We start from the raw sequence: 15,437 nt of genomic DNA on the forward strand, positions 1-15,437 counted from the left end.
TACCGTCCACAGTTCTATTTCAGAACAACCGACGTTACCGGCGCGGTGGATTTGCCGGAAGGCGTTGAAATGGTGATGCCGGGCGACAACATCGCCGTCGATATCACATTGATTTCGCCGATCGCGATGGAAGAAGGTTTGCGTTTTGCAATTCGCGAAGGCGGTCGCACGGTCGGTGCGGGCGTTGTGGCGTCAATCGTTGAATAATGATTGCAATTTAGTTACAATAAGCAGTTTTCTGTAGGTTTTTCGTAACAGGTCAGTAGCTCAATTGGTAGAGCAGCGGTCTCCAAAACCGCAGGTTGGGGGTTCGAGACCCTCCTGGCCTGCCATTTACGAATATCACCACAAGCATTTTTGCTGACTTTAAAAAATATGAATACTCAAGCTGAAGCGCAGACATCAATACTGGATATTGTAAAACAAGTTTTTTCCGCGGTATTGGTGGTTGGTGGCGTTGCTGCATTCTATTATTTTGCGGAGCAGGTGCAGTTGATATACCGTGTGCTTGGCTTGATTGTGATCGTAGCGGCGGTACTGGTCATGATGCTGACGACCGAATTAGGTCGTTCCGTATGGGCTTTTGCGCAAGAATCAAAAGTCGAGGTTAGAAAAGTTGTCTGGCCGACAAAAGATGAAACCACGCGGACAACATTAATGGTGTTTACGATGGTGACGGTGGTTGCGTTGATCCTTTGGTTGCTGGATATGTTTCTTTTTTGGGGTGTGCGTCTTTTAACGGGCCAAGGCGGGTAATCGGATGGCATTGCGATGGTATGTGGTGCATGCTTACTCAAATTACGAGGGTAAAGTTAAGCAGGCTCTAGAAGAAAGAATCAAAAGAGAAGGATTAGAGCAATATTTCGGCAAGATCTTGGTTCCGACTGAAGAGATCGTCGAAATGCGCTTGGGGCAGCAACGGAAAAGCGAAAGAAAATTTTTCCCGGGTTATGTGTTGGTGCAAATGGAATTGACCGATGAAACCTGGCATTTGGTGCGTGATGTGCCGAGAGTCTTGGGTTTTATCGGTGGTACCTCGGATAGGCCCGCGCCGATTTCCGAGAAGGAAGCGATGTCGATCTTGAATCGGGTCGAAGAAGGCATCAACAAACCAAGGCCTAAAATTCTGTTTGAAGTCGGTGAAGTGATCCGGATTATCGATGGGCCGTTTAAAGATTTCAACGGTGCCGTCGAAGAAGTCAATTACGAAAAAAGTAAATTGAAATTGTCTGTTTTGATATTTGGACGATCCACGTCAGTTGAGTTGGGTTTCAATCAGGTCGAAAAAGGCTGAGAAATTACAATTGAGTATTAACTGAATCCCTGTCTGCATAAGGCGGGGATTTTTGTGTCTAGGGGGAGCAGAAATGCGTTTGCACCCAATTTGGAGTAACAATGGCTAAAAAAATTACAGCATACATCAAACTGCAAGTCAAAGCAGGTGAAGCGAACCCAAGTCCACCGGTTGGTCCGGCATTGGGTCAGCGCGGCGTTAACATCATGGAGTTTTGCAAGGCATTCAATGCGAAGACCCAAGACGTTGAAAAAGGCTTGCCGTTGCCTGTTGTGATCACCGTTTACAGTGACCGCAGTTTTACCTTCATCACCAAGACCCCGCCAGCGACGATTCTGTTGAAAAAAGCCAGCGGCATCAAGAGTGGCAGCAGCAATCCGAACACCAAAAAGGTCGGCACCGTAACGCGTGCACAATTGGAAGAAATTGCGAAGACCAAAATGGAGGATTTGAATGCGGCAAATCTGGAAGCTGCGGTCAAAACGATTGCCGGCAGCGCGCGCAGCATGGGCTTGAATGTGGAGGGCTTATAATGGCCAAGTTATCTAAAAAAGCAAAATTAATTAAAAGCAAGGTCGAAAGAACCAAGCAATATTCGATCACGGACGCTGTTGCGTTGCTGAAAGAACTGGGCACAGCCAAGTTCAGCGAATCGATTGATGTCAGTGTGAATTTGGGTGTCGATCCGCGCAAATCCGACCAAAACGTTAGAGGCGCAACCGTGCTGCCGAATGGCACCGGTAAAAGCGTACGCGTTGCGGTGTTTACTCAAGGCCCGAATGCAGATGCGGCCAGAGCGGCTGGCGCGGATATCGTCGGTATGGATGACCTCGGCGACCAAGTCAAAAAAGGCGAATTGAATTTCGATGTGGTGATCGCTTCTCCTGACGCGATGCGTGTGGTCGGCCAGTTAGGTCAAATTCTGGGGCCGCGCGGTCTGATGCCGAATCCGAAAGTCGGCACCGTGACACCCGATGTTGCGACAGCGGTCAAAAATGCAAAATCCGGCCAGGTGCGTTACCGTACCGACAAAGCTGGCATCATCCATTGCACGCTCGGCAAAATTAGTTTCGATGCGGCGGCGATTCAGGGCAACCTGGAAGCGTTGCTGGCGGATCTTAGAAAAGCCAAGCCTGCAACTTCAAAAGGTATTTACATCAAAAAAATTACCTTGTCCTCAACGATGGGTCCGGGCCTGTGGCTGGATCAAAACAGTCTTTCAAGTTAAGGCTGTAAAGACTTTGGGTTGCCGGTAATTACGGCAACCGTCAAAGACCGCAGGTGTTGCATAAACTTAATTTCCTGCGCAGACGGAAGCTGGAACCTAATAAACTGGGGAAAGGGACCGTAAGGTGCATCCTAAGAGATGCGTTTCATCACGCTGGATGAATATCCAGTCACTTACCGGAGGTAGGCTGTGGCACTAAATTTAGACGGCAAGAAAGCTGTTGTCGAAGAAGTCGCTGTATATGCCGCTAAAGCATTTTCTGCCGTCGCTGCAGAATATCGTGGTTTAAGCGTAACGGAATTGACCGAACTGCGTAAAACCGCGAGAGAGACGGGCGTATATCTGCGGGTGGTCAAAAACACCCTGGCAAGACGCGCAGTCGCCGGAACCGAATTCGAATGCATGCAATCCGGACTGGTCGGTCCATTGCTGTTGGCATTCTCAATGGAAGATCCAGGTTCGGCAGGGCGATTGATTCACAATTTTGCCAAAACGCACGACAAGTTAATTACTAAAGTCGTTGCGATCGGCGGTCAGGCCTATGGTCCTGCCGAATTGGCTCGTTTGGCGAGCTTGCCGACGCGCGATCAAGGTATCGGCATGCTGATGTCTGTCATGAAGGCGCCAGTCGGCAAATTGGCCCGCACCTTGGCGGCGGTCAGAGACCAGAAAGAAGCGGCATAAGCTTGCGTTAACCCGTTACAACAAATTTTTAGAGGTATATTAAGATGGCAGTATCAAAAGAAGACATCCTGGAAGCGGTTGCGAATATGACCGTGATGGAAATCGTTGATTTGATTTCAGCGATGGAAGAAAAATTCGGCGTCACTGCGGCTGTTGCGGTTGCGGCGCCTGCTGCAGGACCCGCAGCGGTTGTTGAAGAGCAAACCGAATTCGATGTCATCTTGACTGGCTTCGGCGAAAATAAAGTCGGCGTCATCAAAGCGGTTCGCACCATCACCGGTCTGGGTCTGAAAGAAGCGAAAGACGCAGTAGAAGGCGTTCCAACCACTCTGAAAGAAGGCGTTTCAAAAGCCGAAGCGGAAGAGTTCAAGAAACAATTGTTGGAAGCTGGCGCAACCGTCGATATCAAATAATTTCATTTGATCAATCCCGGCGCAAGCCAAATGAGTACGGCTGGTGATAGAATTATCACCGGCCTTTTACTGTTTCCAGTCGAAAAACAGTAAAAACAGTCCATGACGAAAAGGTTTGGAATCGATATGTCCTACTCTTTTACCGAAAAAAAGCGTATCCGTAACAACTTTGGCAAAAGTACTGAAGTACTTGATGTGCCATATCTCTTAGCCACCCAGATTAATTCTTACGCCAGTTTTCTGCAATCTGGCGTTTCTCCGCAAAGACGCGCCAATAACGGTCTGCATGCGGCCTTCTCCAGCGTATTTCCTATCGAAAGCCACTCCGGTTATGCAGTGCTGGAATATGTCAGCTATCGCCTGGGCGAGCCAGTGTTCGATGTGCGCGAGTGTCAACAACGCGGCGCGACCTTTGCGGCGCCGTTAAGAGTTCTGGTGCGGCTGGTCATCTATGATAAAGATGCCCCTGCGACTGCAAAAGTAGTCAAGGACATTCGTGAACAGGAAGTTTACATGGGCGAACTTCCGTTGATGACCGAAAACGGGACTTTTGTGATCAACGGTACCGAGCGGGTCATTGTTTCGCAATTACATCGGTCGCCTGGCGTGTTCTTTGATCACGACAAAGGCAAGACGCATTCGTCCGGAAAATTGTTGTTCAATGCGCGCATCATTCCATATCGGGGTTCTTGGCTGGACTTCGAGTTCGACCACAAGGATTGCGTTTATGTGCGTATCGACCGCCGCCGCAAAATCCCGGCAACGATTCTGCTCAGAGCGCTCGGCATGGATAACGAAGAAATCATCAAGATTTTCTTCGAAACGAACAAATTTACGATCAGTGCCGATCAGGTACTGTTCCACATCGTGCCGGAAAGAATGCGTGGCGAAATCGCCGCATTCGACATCAAGCACGAAGACAAGGTGATCGTCGAGGAAGGTCGCCGGATCACCAGCAAACATATTCGTCAGATGCTCGTGGCGGGGTTAACCCAGGTTGTTGTGCCAAAAGACTATTTGGTCGGAAAGATTCTGGCGAATAACATTATTGACCAGACGACTGGTGAGTTGCTGGCCAGTGTCAACGACGAGGTTACAGTCGCTGCGATTGACCGCTTCATCGAAAATGGCGTCAGCGAAATCGATACGCTGTTCGTGAATGATTTGGACAGAGGGCCGTACATTTCGAATGCGATGCGTCTGGACGTGACTACCAACCAGATGGAAGCGTTGGTCGAAATTTACCGGATGATGCGCCCAGGTGAACCGCCAACTAAAGAATCGGCCGAGAACCTGTTTCAGAATCTGTTTTTTACCGATGAGCGCTACGATTTGTCGACCGTCGGCCGGATGAAGTTCAACCGCCGTTTGGGTCGCACCGAAATCGTCGGTTCCGGTACGCTGAGCAGCGAAGACATCATCGATGTCTTGAAAGAACTAATAGACATTCGTAACGGCAACGGTAATGTCGACGACATCGATCATTTGGGCAACCGGCGTGTGCGGTCGGTTGGCGAAATGATCGAGAACCAGTTCCGCGTCGGCCTGGTACGCGTCGAGCGTGCGGTCAAGGAGCGTTTGACCTTGGCCGATTCCGAAGGTCTGATGCCTCAGGAGATCATCAATGCGAAACCGGTGTCGGCCGCCGTCAAGGAATTCTTCGGATCGAGCCAGTTGTCGCAGTTCATGGATCAAAACAATCCGCTGTCCCAGGTCACCCACAAACGCCGTGTTTCGGCCTTGGGTCCGGGCGGTCTGGCGCGCGAGCGTGCCGGTTTCGAAGTGCGCGACGTTCATACGACCCACTATGGTCGTGTATGTCCTATCGAAACACCGGAAGGTCCGAACATCGGCTTGATCAATTCGTTGTCGGTCTATGCCCGAACTAATGAATATGGTTTCCTCGAAACGCCTTATCGTAAGGTTGTCGATGGCAAGGTGACCGATCAGGTGGATTATTTGTCCGCGATCGAAGAAGGCGAGTTCGTGATCGCGCAGGCCAGTGTGCCGGTCGATGACAACGGCAAGCTGATCGAAGGCCTCGTATCCTGCCGCCATAAGGACGAATTTACCTTGGCGATGTCCGACACCGTGCAATACATGGACGTGTCCTCGAAACAGATCGTCTCGGTCGCGGCCTCTATCATTCCGTTCCTTGAGCATGATGACGCGAACCGCGCGTTGATGGGATCGAACATGCAGCGTCAGGCCGTTCCGACCTTGCGCGCCGAGAAGCCGCTGGTCGGCACCGGAATGGAGCGGACCGTAGCGAAAGACTCCGGCGTGGCTGTGGTGGCGACACGCGGCGGCAGCATCGAAGCCGTGGATGCGGCAAGAATCGTGGTCAGGGTCAACGACACCGAAACCGAAACCGGTGCTCCGGGTGTCGATATTTACAATCTGACCAAATACACCCGTTCGAACCAGAATACCTGTATCAACCAGAAACCGCTGGTAAAGCCGGGTGACATCGTGAAAGCCGGCGACATTCTAGCTGACGGCCCATCGACCGATTTGGGCGAACTTGCGCTGGGGCAGAACATGTTGGTCGCGTTCATGCCTTGGAACGGTTACAACTTCGAGGACTCTATCCTGGTTTCCGAGCGCGTCGTGAAAGAAGACCGTTTCACCACGATCCATATCGAGGAAAAGACCTGCGTCGCGCGCGATACCAAGCACAGCCCGGAAGAAATCACCGCCGATATTCCGAACGTCAGCGAAGAAGCATTGTCAAAACTGGATGAGTCCGGCATCGTGTATGTCGGCGCCGAAGTGAAGCCGGGCGACATTCTGGTCGGCAAGGTCACGCCGAAAGGCGAAACCCAACTGACGCCGGAAGAAAAATTGCTGCGCGCGATTTTCGGCGAGAAGGCGGCCGATGTTAAGGATACGTCGCTCCGCGTACCGAGCAGCATCGAAGGCACGGTCATCGACGTGCAGGTGTTTACCCGTGATGGCGTGAAAAAGGACAAGCGTGCGCTGGAGATCGAAGACGCGGAAATCAAACGATACCGTAAGGATCTGGACGACCAGCTGAAAATCCTCGAAGGCGATATTTATGCGCGGATCGCGAAGCTGATCACGGGTAAGGTTGCGCAGTCTGGACCGGGCCATTTGAAAGTCGGTAGCGAAATCACCGGCGATTATCTGGCGGGCTTGAAACATTCGGATTGGCTGAAAATCCGAATGAAAGACGAAGACCTGAATGTGCACATCGAAGCTGCGGCCGATCAGGTCGAACAGCAACGCAAAGCATTCGATGAAAAGTTCGAAACCAAGCGCAAGAAAATCACGATGGGCGACGATTTGCCGCCGGGCGTGTTGAAAATGGTGAAGGTTTATCTGGCGGTCAAACGGCGCATTCAGCCAGGCGACAAAATGGCGGGACGGCACGGAAACAAGGGGGTCATCTCGATGATCCGTCCGATAGAAGACATGCCTTACACTGCCGACGGCAACCCGGTCGACATCGTGTTGAATCCGCTCGGCGTACCGTCGCGGATGAATGTCGGTCAGGTGCTTGAGACGCACTTGGGCTGGGCCGCGAAAGGTCTTGGTATCAAAATCGGCAAAATGCTCGAAGCGAAAGCCAAGATCAATGAAATCCGCGAATACCTCGACAAGATTTACAATTCGAGCGGCCGTAAGGAAAATCTGGATTCCTTCTCGGATAAGGAAATTCTCGAACTGGCAGCGAATCTGATCGGAGGTGTGCCGATGGCGACGCCGGTATTCGACGGCGCGACCGAAGACGATATTCGCACGATGTTGAGGCTTGCCGATTTGCCGGAACACGGACAAACGGTGTTGTATGACGGCTTGACCGGCGAGCGTTTCGAGCGCGAGGTCACGGTTGGCTACATGTACATGTTGAAGTTGAATCATTTGGTCGATGATAAGATGCATGCGAGATCGACCGGTCCTTACAGTCTTGTCACGCAACAGCCGCTTGGCGGTAAGGCCCAGTTCGGCGGCCAGCGTTTCGGAGAAATGGAGGTCTGGGCTCTCGAAGCCTATGGCGCGGCTTATACGTTGCAGGAAATGCTGACCGTGAAGTCGGACGATGTGACCGGCAGGACGCGGATGTACAAAAACATCGTCGACGGCGATCACAAAATGGATGCCGGCATGCCGGAATCGTTCAACGTGTTGATCAAGGAAATCCGTTCGCTGGCGGTCAATATCGAACTGGAACGCGATTAACAGCCAGCTGGCAAGTAAACGCTAGCCCGTCCCGGAACATTCCGGGACGTATTTAAATTTAAAGAGGATAAACTCTTGAAAGATTTAATGAATTTTTTGAAGCGCCAAGGCCGTGCCGAAGATTTCGACGGCATCCGCATTGGCTTGGCATCGCCCGACATGATCCGCGCTTGGTCTTATGGTGAGGTCAAAAAACCCGAGACGATCAATTACCGCACTTTCAAGCCTGAGCGCGATGGTCTGTTCTGCGCGAAGATCTTCGGGCCGGTCAGCGACTATGAATGCTTGTGCGGTAAATACAAAAGACTGAAGCACCGCGGCGTAATCTGCGAAAAATGCGGCGTCGAAGTGACCTTGTCGAAAGTCCGCCGTGAACGAATGGGCCATATCGAATTGGCCAGCCCGGTTGCGCATATTTGGTTTCTGAAGTCATTACCGTCGCGGATTGCATTATTGCTCGACATGACGCTACGCGAAATCGAGCGCGTGTTGTATTTCGAATCGTTCGTGGTGCTTGATCCGGGTTTGACTCCATTGAACAAGGGTCAATTGTTGACTGACGACGAATATCTCGATGCAGTCGAGATGCACGGCGATGATTTCATTGCGAAGATGGGCGCCGAGGCGATCTATGACTTGTTGAAAGCTATCGACCTAAAAGAAGAGGTCAATGTCCTGCGCGAGGAAATCAATTCGACCAACTCCGAAACCAAGATAAAAAAATATTCGAAACGCTTGAAGGTGATCGACTCGCTGCTGAGTTCCAGAAACCGGCCGGAATGGATGATCCTGAAAGTGTTGCCTGTCCTGCCGCCCGAGTTGCGCCCATTGGTCCCGTTGGACGGCGGCCGCTTCGCGACTTCCGATCTGAACGATCTGTATCGCCGCGTGATCAACCGGAACAACCGGCTGAACCGACTTCTGGATCTGAATGCGCCGGACATTATCGTGCGCAACGAAAAGCGCATGCTGCAGGAATCGGTTGATGCCTTGCTCGACAACGGCCGTCGCGGCCGTGCGATTACCGGCACCAACCGCCGTCCGCTTAAGTCTTTGGCCGATATGATCAAAGGCAAGCAGGGGCGTTTCCGGCAAAACCTGCTCGGCAAGCGCGTCGACTACTCCGGCCGTTCGGTTATCGTGGTCGGTCCGACCTTGCGTCTGCATCAGTGTGGCCTGCCGAAAAAGATGGCGTTGGAATTATTCAAACCGTTCATCTTCAGTAAGTTGCAGTTCCGCGGCCATGCGACCACCATCAAGGCGGCCAAAAAAATGGTCGAACGCGAAGGCGCCGAAGTGTGGGATATTCTCGAGGAAGTGATCCGCGAGCATCCAATTTTGCTGAATCGGGCACCGACTTTGCATCGTCTGGGCATTCAGGCGTTCGAGCCGATTCTGATCGAAGGCAAGGCGATTCAATTGCATCCGTTGGTCTGTAGCGCGTTCAACGCTGACTTCGACGGCGACCAGATGGCGGTACATATTCCGTTGTCGCTCGAAGCGCAGCTCGAAGCCAGAACGCTGATGATGGCGACGAATAACATTTTGTCGCCGGCGAACGGCGAACCGGTGATTAACCCGTCGCAGGACGTGGTTTTGGGCTTGTATTACATCAGTCGGCAGAAAGTCAATGCGAAAGGCGCGGACAGCATCTTCGTAAGCGTCGGCGAAGTTCAGAAAGCCTTGATGGAAAAAACGGTCGAGCTGCAGTCGAAAATTCAACTGCGGATCACCGAAAGAAGCAAGGCTGAAAACGGCGACATCATCGAAAATACGCATCGTGTCGAAACAACGGTCGGCCGCGCGCTGATCTGGGATATCGTACCCGAGTTGATGCCGTTTGAATTGGTCAACTGCGATATGACCAAAAAGAACATCTCGCGTCTGATCAATTATTGTTACCGCTATCTCGGCAATAAGGATACCGTCGTTCTGGCTGACCAGCTGATGTATCTCGGTTTCCGCTATGCAACAATCTCCGGCGTGTCATTTGGCGTCGAGGACATGGCGATTCCGGCGAAGAAAGTCGACATCATCAAGGGCGCCGAAGCAGAGGTCAGTGAGATTCAAAGCCAGTATGCGTCCGGCCTGGTTACCGACGGCGAACGGTATAATAAGGTTGTCGATATCTGGTCACATGCGAACGATCAGGTCGCGAAAGTGATGATGGACGGCCTCGGCGAGGAATCTGTCGAAAATGCCGAAGGTCAACTCGTTAAGCAAAAATCGTTCAACTCGATCTTCATGATGGCTGAATCGGGTGCGCGGGGTTCCGCAGCGCAGATTCGTCAGTTGGCCGGGATGCGCGGTTTGATGGCGAAGCCGGACGGCTCGATCATCGAAACGCCGATCACCGCGAACTTCCGTGAAGGTCTGGACGTATTGCAATACTTCATCTCGACCCATGGGGCACGTAAAGGTTTGGCCGATACCGCATTGAAAACCGCGAACTCCGGCTATCTGACTCGCCGTCTGGTCGACGTTGCACAGGATCTGGTGATTACCGGCGAGGATTGCGGCACCGAAAACGGCTTGATCATGACTCCGATCATCGAAGGCGGAGATGTCGTCGAGCCGTTGTCTGAACGCGTGTTGGGGCGGGTCGCGGCGATGGATGTGCTGGATGCGTCCGGTGAAAACGTGGTTGTGCCGGCGGGCACCTTGCTGAATGAGCATTGGGTCGGCGTGCTCGAAGAGCAAAGCATCGACCAGGTGATGGTGCGTTCGATCATTACCTGCGAAAACCGTTACGGCGTCTGTGCGTCTTGCTATGGCCGGGACCTGGGGCGCGGCCATCGGGTTAATATCGGCGAAGCGGTCGGCGTGATCGCGGCGCAATCGATCGGTGAGCCGGGTACACAGTTGACGATGCGGACCTTCCACATCGGTGGGGCAGCGTCCCGGTCGGCTGCGATCAGCAACGTTCAGGTCAAGTCGTCAGGTACTGTGCGCTTGAGCAACCTGAAATCGGTCAGCAACCGCGAAGGCAATCTGGTCGCGGTATCGCGTTCCGGTGAGGTTGGCGTTGTCGATGATTATGGTCGTGAAAGAGAGCGTTACAAGATTCCTTACGGTTCGGTGCTGTCGGTACAGGAGGGTAGTCGCGTGAATACCGGCGACATCATCGTGACGTGGGATCCGCATACGCACCCTGTCGTTACCGAGGTGGAAGGCGTGGTCACGCTGGAACATTTCCACGAAGGGGTCACCGTGCAAAAAATCTCCGACGAAGTGACCGGTTTGAGTTCGTTGGTCGTGACCGATCCGAAACAACGCGGCAGCGCGGGTAAGGAATTGCGTCCGATGGTAAAACTGATTGGCATAAACGGCGAGGCAATCTTCCTGCCGGGCACCGAAATTCCGGCGCAATACTTCCTGCCGGCTGGCGCGATTGTCGGCATCAAGGATGGCGGCGAAGTAAAAGTCGGCGACGTACTCGCGAGAATTCCGCAGGAATCCTCGAAAACCCGTGACATCACCGGCGGTTTGCCGCGTGTCGCGGATTTGTTCGAAGCACGTAAAACCAAGGATCCGGCGATTTTGGCCGAAACCAGCGGCACCGTGTCTTTCGGCAAGGAAACCAAAGGCAAGCAGCGCGTGATCATTACCGATCCTGCCGGTGAGCAAGTCGAAACCCTGATTCCAAAATGGCGCCATATTACCGTTTTCGAAGGTGAGTATGTCGAAAAGGGTGAAACGATTGCAGAAGGGGAGTTGACCCCGCACGATATTCTGCGCCTGCGCGGTGTCGAGGAACTGGCAAATTATCTGGTCAAGGAAATCCAGGATGTTTACCGTCTGCAAGGCGTAAAAATCAATGACAAGCATATTGAGGCAATCATTCGCCAAATGCTCAGAAAGGTCGAGATTACAGCGTCCGGCGACACAACCTTCCTGAAAGGTGATCAGGTCGAGCGCGCCGCATTGCGTGAAGAAAACGACAAGATGGAAGTCGAAGGTAAGATTCCAGCCAGTTTCGAGCCGGTCTTGCTGGGTATCACCAAGGCCTCATTGGCAACCGAGTCTTTCATTTCGGCCGCATCGTTCCAGGAAACAACCCGCGTCTTGACCGATGCGGCGGTTCGTGGGCTTAGCGATGGCTTGCAAGGTTTGAAAGAAAACGTGATAGTCGGCAGATTAATTCCTGCGGGGACCGGCTTGGCCTACCACGAAAACAGGAAAAACCGGGCTGCCCAATATCAGGTCGTCGAGTCCGAAGCGGCAACGACGGTTGATGCCGGTGATGTTGAGGAAGCACTGAAACAGGCATTAAATCTGTAAGTGTCGAGTTAAGATACAATTTAAAGAAAATTCGTCTTGACCTTGTCGATGTTTACCGGTATGATAAACGGCTAACATAAACTAACGTGATTGGTCAGGTCGAAAAATCATTAACCGCCGGCGCGATAAGCCAGCCAGGCGGTTATTTTTTTATAGTCTGGCAGTTATTTTTGAATCGGAGTAATTAGAAAAATGGCCACGATCAACCAATTGGTCCGTAAGCCACGCGCCCAAAAAATCGAAAAAACCAATGTTCCTGCATTGGAAGCCTGTCCACAGCGCAGGGGGGTTTGCACGCGTGTTTATACCACTACACCCAAGAAGCCGAACTCGGCCCTGCGTAAGGTGGCGCGGGTTAGGTTGACCAACGGCGCTGAAGTCAGTAGCTATATCGGCGGCGAAGGTCATAATCTGCAAGAGCACTCCGTGGTGTTGATTAGGGGTGGCCGGGTCAAGGATTTGCCGGGCGTGCGCTATCACGTCGTGCGCGGTAGTCTGGATACCTCTGGCGTCAATAATAGAAAATGCGGTCGTTCCAAGTACGGCACCAAGCGGCCAAAAGGCGGCAAAAAATAATAGGTTGATGAGCTATGTCTAGAAGAAGAGTTGCTACTAAAAGAGAAATCATTCCTGATCCAAGATATGGCAGCGTCATGCTGACTAAGTTCATGAACATGATCATGGAAAGTGGCAAAAAATCAATCGCCGAAGGCATCGTATATGGTGCGCTTGATATGATTGAAAGCAAAGGTCATGGTGAGCCTTTGGATGTTTTGTCGAAGGCTCTTGAAAACGTGCAGCCGCGTGTTGAGGTGAAGTCTCGGCGTGTTGGTGGTGCGACTTATCAAGTGCCGGTTGAAGTGCGTCCGGCCCGTCGTGTCGCGTTGGCAATGCGCTGGTTGATTGATGCTTCGCATAAGAGAAACGAAAAAAACATGGCTGGCAAATTGGCCGGCGAGTTGTTGGATGCATATGAAAATAGAGGCTCCGCAGCTAAGAAGCGTGAAGATACTCATCGTATGGCGGAAGCGAACAAAGCGTTCTCGCACTACCGCTGGTAATCAGTTAAGCCAAGTTGTAATTTAGTCAGTGGCGCGTAAAACTCCGATAGAGCGATACCGTAATATCGGTATCATGGCCCATATCGACGCTGGCAAGACAACGACAACGGAACGTATCCTGTATTACACCGGCGTATCGCATAAGATAGGCGAGGTGCATGATGGTGCTGCGACGATGGACTGGATGGAGCAAGAGCAGGAGCGCGGGATTACAATCACGTCCGCGGCGACTACCTGCTTTTGGTCGGGCATGGAAAAGCAGTATCCGCAGCATCGTATCAACATCATTGATACGCCGGGTCACGTCGATTTCACAATTGAGGTCGAGCGATCGCTTAGAGTGTTGGACGGTGCCTGCGCAGTCTTTTGCGCGGTCGGTGGCGTTGAGCCGCAGTCAGAGACCGTTTGGCGGCAGGCGAATAAGTATCATGTTCCGCGTTTGGTATTTGTCAATAAGATGGATCGTTCGGGAGCGAATTTCCTGAGAGTGATCGAACAGATCAAGACAAGACTTGGAAGTCTTGCGGTTCCCATGCAGTTGCCTATCGGCGCAGAGGATCGATTCGAAGGAGTGGTTGATTTGCTCAAGATGAAGGCTATCTATTGGGATGAAGCCAACATGGGAATGACTTTTCAAGAAAAGGATATCCCGGTCGAGATGTTGGAGCTATGCAAGACTTGGCGCGAGCGCCTGGTTGAAGCGGCTGCCGAGTCCAGCGAAGAGCTGATGGAAAAGTATCTTCTCGAAGAAAATTTGTCGGACGAAGAAATTAAGCAAGGCATTCGTCAGCAGACGATAGCGAATAAACTAGTGCCGGCTTTCTGCGGCTCAGCCTTTAAAAACAAAGGTGTGCAGGCAATGCTGGATGCGGTGATCGACTATATGCCGGCGCCGACCGATGTGATGGCGATCAAGGGTCATTTGGAAGACGAAGAAACCGAGGCGGAGCGTCCATCCACTGATGATGCGCCGTTCGCTGCATTGGCTTTTAAGATCGCGACCGATCCTTTTGTCGGTGCCCTGACTTTTTTTAGGGTTTATTCCGGCGTGCTGAATTCCGGTGACAGCATCTATAACTCGGTCAAAAAGCGCAGGGAGCGAATCGGACGGCTTGTGCAGATGCATGCGAACAGCCGTGAAGAGATCAAGGAAGTCCGTGCCGGCGATATAGCCGCGGCGATCGGCCTGAAAGATGTGACGACCGGCGATACCCTGTGTGATCAGAATCAAAAAATCATTCTGGAACGAATGGACTTTCCGGATCCGGTTATTTCTGTTGCGGTAGAGCCGAAAACCAAGGCCGACCAGGAAAAGATGGGTATCGCGCTTGGCAAGCTCGCTCAGGAAGACCCTTCATTTCGGGTCAAAACGGACGAGGAAACAGGGCAGATCATTATTTCCGGTATGGGCGAACTGCATTTGGAAATCATTGTCGACCGGATGCGTCGAGAGTTCAATGTCGAAGCCAATGTCGGCGCTCCACAAGTGGCATACCGTGAAACGATACGGAAGTCTGTTGAGCAGGAAGGCAAATTTATCAGGCAATCCGGCGGACGCGGCCAATATGGCCATGTCTGGTTGAAGATAGAGCCTCAAGAGGCTGGAGCTGGCTACTTGTTCGTTAACGGAGTCGTTGGCGGCGTGGTGCCGAAAGAATATATTCCTGCAGTGGATAAAGGCGTGCAGGAGCAATTGAAGAGTGGCGTGCTGGCTGGTTATCCGGTTCTCGATGTCAAGGTAACCCTGTTTGATGGTTCCTATCACGATGTCGATTCGAACGAAATGGCGTTCAAAATCGCCGGTTCGATGTGTTTCCGTGAAGGTGCGAGAAAAGCGGATCCTGTGCTGCTCGAGCCGATCATGAAAGTGGAAGTGATCACGCCCGAGGATTATATGGGCGACGTCGTCGGCGATTTGAACCGGCGCCGCGGTGTGATCCATGGCATGGACGATACGCCGTCAGGCAAGGCAATCAGCTGTGAAGTGCCGCTTGCCGAAATGTTTGGTTATGCGACCGATTTGCGGTCGGCGACTCAGGGGCGAGCGACATATACGATGCAATTTGAAAAATACAATGAGGCGCCGGCTAGTATTGCGGATGCGATTATTAAGAAATCTTCATTATTTTGAATATTAAAAAGATAGGGTATTGACACATGGCCAAAGAGAAATTTTCCCGTAGCAAGCCACACGTTAACGTCGGCACCATCGGACACGTTGACCACGGCAAAACCACATTGACGGCAGCGCTGACCAAAGTTATGGCGGAATT

12 protein-coding genes, 1 tRNA gene and 1 pseudogene are annotated in these 15,437 nt (G+C 52.0%); all 14 read left to right on the plus strand.

Features of this window, described 5'->3' with window-relative positions:
* Positions 1 to 207: pseudogene (gene tuf, locus U2W12_RS01145) on the plus strand (elongation factor Tu); the annotation flags it as partial.
* 49 nt (positions 208 to 256) lie between these two features.
* Positions 257 to 332 (plus strand) — tRNA-Trp (locus U2W12_RS01150).
* A 43-nt stretch (positions 333 to 375) separates the two neighbouring features.
* A complete protein-coding gene (secE, locus tag U2W12_RS01155; protein ID WP_326498839.1) occupies positions 376 to 756 on the plus strand; it encodes a preprotein translocase subunit SecE in 381 nt (126 codons plus the stop codon).
* A gap of 4 nt (positions 757 to 760) precedes the next feature.
* A complete protein-coding gene (nusG, locus tag U2W12_RS01160) occupies positions 761 to 1,294 on the plus strand; it encodes a transcription termination/antitermination protein NusG (protein WP_326498840.1) in 534 nt (177 codons plus the stop codon).
* A 101-nt stretch (positions 1,295 to 1,395) separates the two neighbouring features.
* The gene (gene rplK / locus U2W12_RS01165; RefSeq protein WP_326498841.1) at positions 1,396 to 1,827 is read left to right on the plus strand and encodes a 50S ribosomal protein L11; all 432 of its coding nucleotides are present in this window, start codon (positions 1,396 to 1,398) and stop codon (positions 1,825 to 1,827) included.
* Complete coding sequence (rplA, locus tag U2W12_RS01170) at positions 1,827 to 2,522, plus strand: 50S ribosomal protein L1 (RefSeq protein ID WP_326498842.1); 696 nt, start codon at positions 1,827 to 1,829, stop codon at positions 2,520 to 2,522. The genes rplK and rplA overlap by 1 nt, the downstream gene beginning before the upstream one ends.
* A gap of 189 nt (positions 2,523 to 2,711) precedes the next feature.
* Entirely contained in the window at positions 2,712 to 3,206 is a 495-nt protein-coding gene (gene rplJ / locus U2W12_RS01175; RefSeq protein ID WP_326498843.1) for a 50S ribosomal protein L10, read from the plus strand.
* Between the two features lie 44 nt (positions 3,207 to 3,250).
* The gene (rplL, locus tag U2W12_RS01180) at positions 3,251 to 3,619 is read left to right on the plus strand and encodes a 50S ribosomal protein L7/L12 (protein ID WP_326498844.1); all 369 of its coding nucleotides are present in this window, start codon (positions 3,251 to 3,253) and stop codon (positions 3,617 to 3,619) included.
* Between the two features lie 126 nt (positions 3,620 to 3,745).
* Entirely contained in the window at positions 3,746 to 7,822 is a 4,077-nt protein-coding gene (rpoB, locus tag U2W12_RS01185) for a DNA-directed RNA polymerase subunit beta (RefSeq protein WP_326498845.1), read from the plus strand.
* A gap of 75 nt (positions 7,823 to 7,897) precedes the next feature.
* On the plus strand, positions 7,898 to 12,103 hold the full coding sequence (rpoC, locus tag U2W12_RS01190; RefSeq protein ID WP_326498846.1) for a DNA-directed RNA polymerase subunit beta': 4,206 nt from the start codon (positions 7,898 to 7,900) through the stop codon (positions 12,101 to 12,103).
* A gap of 192 nt (positions 12,104 to 12,295) precedes the next feature.
* A complete protein-coding gene (rpsL, locus tag U2W12_RS01195; RefSeq protein WP_326498847.1) occupies positions 12,296 to 12,679 on the plus strand; it encodes a 30S ribosomal protein S12 in 384 nt (127 codons plus the stop codon).
* A 14-nt stretch (positions 12,680 to 12,693) separates the two neighbouring features.
* Positions 12,694 to 13,164: a 30S ribosomal protein S7 gene (gene rpsG / locus U2W12_RS01200; protein WP_326498848.1), complete on the plus strand. Its 471-nt coding sequence runs from the start codon at positions 12,694 to 12,696 to the stop codon at positions 13,162 to 13,164.
* A gap of 28 nt (positions 13,165 to 13,192) precedes the next feature.
* Positions 13,193 to 15,295 (plus strand): elongation factor G, encoded by a 2,103-nt coding sequence (fusA, locus tag U2W12_RS01205; protein WP_326498849.1) that lies wholly within the window; start codon positions 13,193 to 13,195, stop codon positions 15,293 to 15,295.
* A gap of 26 nt (positions 15,296 to 15,321) precedes the next feature.
* Positions 15,322 to 15,437: GTP-binding protein (locus U2W12_RS01210; protein ID WP_326498850.1), on the plus strand; the 116-nt coding region annotated here is incomplete at its 3' end.

Origin of the sequence: Methylomicrobium sp. Wu6 (assembly GCF_035916875.1) — a bacterium.
GTDB lineage: Bacteria > Pseudomonadota > Gammaproteobacteria > Methylococcales > Methylomonadaceae > Methylomicrobium.

Bases quoted from the DNA above. Each gene is read 5' to 3' on its own strand.
- secE (WP_326498839.1), top strand. From the start codon at position 376: ATGAATACTCAAGCTGAAGCGCAGACATCAATACTGGATATTGTAAAA.
- nusG (WP_326498840.1), top strand. From the start codon at position 761: ATGGCATTGCGATGGTATGTGGTGCATGCTTACTCAAATTACGAGGGT.
- rplK (WP_326498841.1), top strand. From the start codon at position 1,396: ATGGCTAAAAAAATTACAGCATACATCAAACTGCAAGTCAAAGCAGGT.
- rplA (WP_326498842.1), top strand. From the start codon at position 1,827: ATGGCCAAGTTATCTAAAAAAGCAAAATTAATTAAAAGCAAGGTCGAA.
- rplL (WP_326498844.1), top strand. From the start codon at position 3,251: ATGGCAGTATCAAAAGAAGACATCCTGGAAGCGGTTGCGAATATGACC.
- rpoB (WP_326498845.1), top strand. From the start codon at position 3,746: ATGTCCTACTCTTTTACCGAAAAAAAGCGTATCCGTAACAACTTTGGC.
- rpsL (WP_326498847.1), top strand. From the start codon at position 12,296: ATGGCCACGATCAACCAATTGGTCCGTAAGCCACGCGCCCAAAAAATC.
- rpsG (WP_326498848.1), top strand. From the start codon at position 12,694: ATGTCTAGAAGAAGAGTTGCTACTAAAAGAGAAATCATTCCTGATCCA.